The sequence below is a fragment of the Chromobacterium sp. W521 genome (assembly GCF_052805975.1).
Genome location: NZ_JBRBAF010000032.1, coordinates 1 through 3581, shown reverse-complemented (window position 1 = coordinate 3581; position 3581 = coordinate 1). Strand labels below are relative to the sequence as shown.

General features: G+C 69.7%; 1 protein-coding gene. It reads left to right on the top strand.

The genetic code is table 11. From position 1 onward, the window contains the following. Positions 1 to 3581 (top strand): amino acid adenylation domain-containing protein (locus ACUXV1_RS23115; protein ID WP_446016759.1); only part of this gene is annotated, 3581 nt, incomplete at both ends.

The window sequence follows — 3581 nt, the reverse complement described above, 5'->3', positions numbered from 1 at the left end:
CGGCCGTGACGGGCTGGCGGGCGTGGACGTGTCGCGCACCGTGGGCTGGTTCACCAGCCTGTATCCGCTGCGGCTGCCGCTGAGCGGGGAGCTGTCAGGGGATCTGAAACGGGTGAAGGAGCGGATGCGGAGCGTGCCGGACGGCGGCCTGGCTTACCACGCGCTGCGTTACGGCGGCCGCGGGTCGGCGCTGGGCGGCCATGCGCGCACGGTGTGCTTCAACTACCTGGGCCAATGGCGGCTGGAGGAGGGCGGCGAGCCGCGCGCCACGTGGTTGGGGGAGCCGCCGGGCGGGACGCGCGGGGCGGGGATGACGCGGCGCTATGGGCTGGACGTGGTGGCGCAGGTGCACGAAGGGCGCTTGCGGGTGGACTGGCTGTATAGCGCGGCGCGACAGCGGGAAGACGCGATCAAGGCGCTGGCGGAGGGCTTCCGCGCGGAACTGGACGCGGTGCTGGCGCATTGCCAGTCGCCGGAGTCTGGAGGGCTGACGCCGTCGGACCTGCCGCTTGCCCATCTGGACCAGGGCGAGATCGACGCGATCGAGCGCGAGCATCCGCGGCTGGAGGCCCTGTACGGTCTTACGCCGCTGCAGCAGGGCATTTTGTTCCATTCCATTGCCGACGACGGCGCGCCGCTCTACGTGGAACAACTGCACTGGAAAATGAGCGGGGCTTTCGATGCGGAGCGCTTCCGCCAAGCCTGGTTCGATGTTGCGGCGGCGCACGCCGCGCTGCGCACCACCTTCCGCTGGCGGGGGCTGAAGAGCGCGGTCCAAATCGTTCACCCTCGTCTGGACCCGGACTGGGAGACGCTGGACTGGGGAGACGTGTCCGCCGACGCCTGCGCCAGCCGCTTCGCGGCCTTGCGCGAGCTTGACCGCGAACGCGGCTTCGATCTCGAACGCGGACCCTTGCTGCGCGGCACCCTGGTGCGCGAGCCCGGCGACGCTTGGCGCTTCTTGTGGAGCTACCACCACGCGGTGGTGGACGGCTGGTCGGTGCCGCTGATTCTGAAGCAGGTGCTTGGCCGTTACGCCGAGCTCGGCGCGGGCGAGGCGGCTCCGCTGCCGGGCAGCCGTTTTCTGCCCTTCGTGAACTGGCTGGCCGCGCGGGACGCGCGCGAACAGGCGGAGTACTGGAAGCAAGTGCTGGAGGGCATAGAGGAGCCCACGCCCATTGGTTTCGCGTCTCCGGCGCGCGGACCTCAAGCGCAGGGCCAGGGCCGGCGCGCCTTCGTCTTCGACGCGGCGCTGCGCGAGCAGGTAGACCGCGCGGCGCGGCGGGCCGGCGTGACCCGCGCCAGCCTGCTGACCGGCGCTTGGGCGTTGACGCTGGGCTATGCCGGCGGCGGGCGCGACGTGGTGTTCGGCACCACCTTGTCCGGCCGGCCGGCGACCTTGCCGGGCGTCGAGCGGATGGTCGGCCTTTTCATCAACACGGTGCCGGTGCGCGTGGTCATGGACGACGACGCGAGCGTATCGCAATGGCTGCGGCAGTTGCATGAACAGCAGAGTGAGCGGGCCAGGCTGGGGGCGGCCTCGCTCACAGACATCCAGCGCTGGGCGGGCTACGAGGGCGGCGAGCTCCTGAGCAGCTTGTTCGTGGTGGAAAACTATCCGGTGGATCGGACGCTGGCCCGGGGCGATGCCGGTTTCGACGTCAGCGAGTTCGCAGCCGCCGAAACGCGCACCAACTATCCGCTGGTCGGCCAGTTGATTCCAGGCGAGGAGACCGTGCTCTACGTCGATTTCGACGCCTCGCGTTACGACGAGGAGAGCATAGGCCGCTTGGGCGCGAGCTTCATGCACCTGCTCTCCCAACTCGCCGCACAGCCGGATGCCCGGCTTGGCGATCTGACCCTGGTGGACGACGACGAGGCGCGCCGACTGATTCACGACTGGAACGCGACGCCGCCGGTAGGCGAAGGTTATCTGCTGCACGCGGGCATAGAGCGGCACGCCGAGCTGACGCCGCTGGCGCCGGCGATCATCGGCGTGGACGAAGCGATGAATTACCGGGAGCTGGCCGACGAGACGCTGCGCACGGCGAGGGCCGTGGCGGCGGCGGGCGCGAAGCGCGAACCGGTCGCCGTGCTGCTGCCTAGGAGCGCGCGCGCGGTCGCCGCGTACTCGGGCGTGATGCGCGCCGGCTGCGCTTATGTGCCGGCCGATCCGGCGATGCCGCCGGGACGATTGCGCGATCTGCTGGCCACGGTCGGCTACGTGCTGACGACGCGCGAGCATCTGCCGATGTTGGACGGCGTCGCCGCGCGGGCGATCCTGATCGACGAAACGCCGCCGGCCGATGTCGCGCTGCCGGACGCGGCGCTCGACGATCTGGCCTATGTGATGTTCACCTCCGGGTCCACCGGCAAACCCAAGGGCGTGATGATCACCCATCGCGCGGCCTCGCTGACGATAGAGGTCTTCCTGCGCCGCTATGAGATAGGCGCGTCCGACCGCTTGATGTGCGTGTCGGCGGCGGGTTTCGACCTGTCGGTATTCGATTTCTTCGGCGCGTTCGCGGCGGGTGCCGCCGTCTTGCTCGCGCCGGAATCGTCGACGATCGCGCCAGCCGTGTGGCTGGAACTGATGACGCGCGAGGGGGCGACGGTATGGGAATCCGTGCCGGCGGTGATGGAGCTGTTGCTGCTTGAGTGCCGGCAAAGCGGGCGCGCGCTACCGCCTTCCTTGAAGCTGGCGATGTTGAGCGGCGACCGCGTGCCGGTGGGGCTGCCCGCGCAGATCCGAGCGGCCGCGACGTCCGATCCTGAGGTGCTGGCGCTGGGCGGCGCCACCGAGGCGGCCATCTGGTCGTGCTGGTACGACACGCGGGAACTGGCGTCCGACGCCGCCTTCGTGCCCTACGGCCGCCATCTGCCGGGGCAGCGGCTTTATGTGTTGTCCTCCTCGCTGCAAGCGGTGCCGGTGGGCGTGCCGGGCGATCTGTGGATCGCCGGCGCGGGCGTGGCGCTGGGTTATCTCGGCCAGCCGGATCTCACTGCTTACCGTTTTGTCGACAATCCCTTTGTGCCGGGCGAGCGGATGTACCGGACCGGCGACCGCGCGCGCGTTCTTGCCGACGGCAATCTCGAATTCCTGGGACGAGTGGACGACCAGGTCAAGATCGGCGGTTTCCGGATCGAGATCGGCGAAATCGAAGCCGCGCTAGCGGCGGCGCCGGGCGTGGAGCGCGGCGTGGCTTCGGTGGTCGAGCGAGACGGGCGGCGAATCATCGCCGGCTATGTGCTGTTGCTGCCGGGCGCGAGTTTGGATCTTGCCGCGGTTCGCGACGCGCTGGCGCGGCGCTTGCCGCCCTACATGCTGCCCGCGTCGATCATGGCGCTGGACAGCTTGCCGCTGAGCGCCAACGGCAAAGTGGACCGCAAGCGTCTGCCGGATCCGGTGGTCGAGACGGGGGCGGCGGCGGCGGAGACCGAGGCCGAGGCGACGCTGGTGGAAATCTGGCAAGGCCTGCTGGGGCTGGAACGCGTGGGGGTGAGGGACAACTTCTTCGCGCTGGGCGGCGACTCCATCCTGAGCATTCAGATGGCGTCGCGGGCGGCGGAACGGGGCTTGT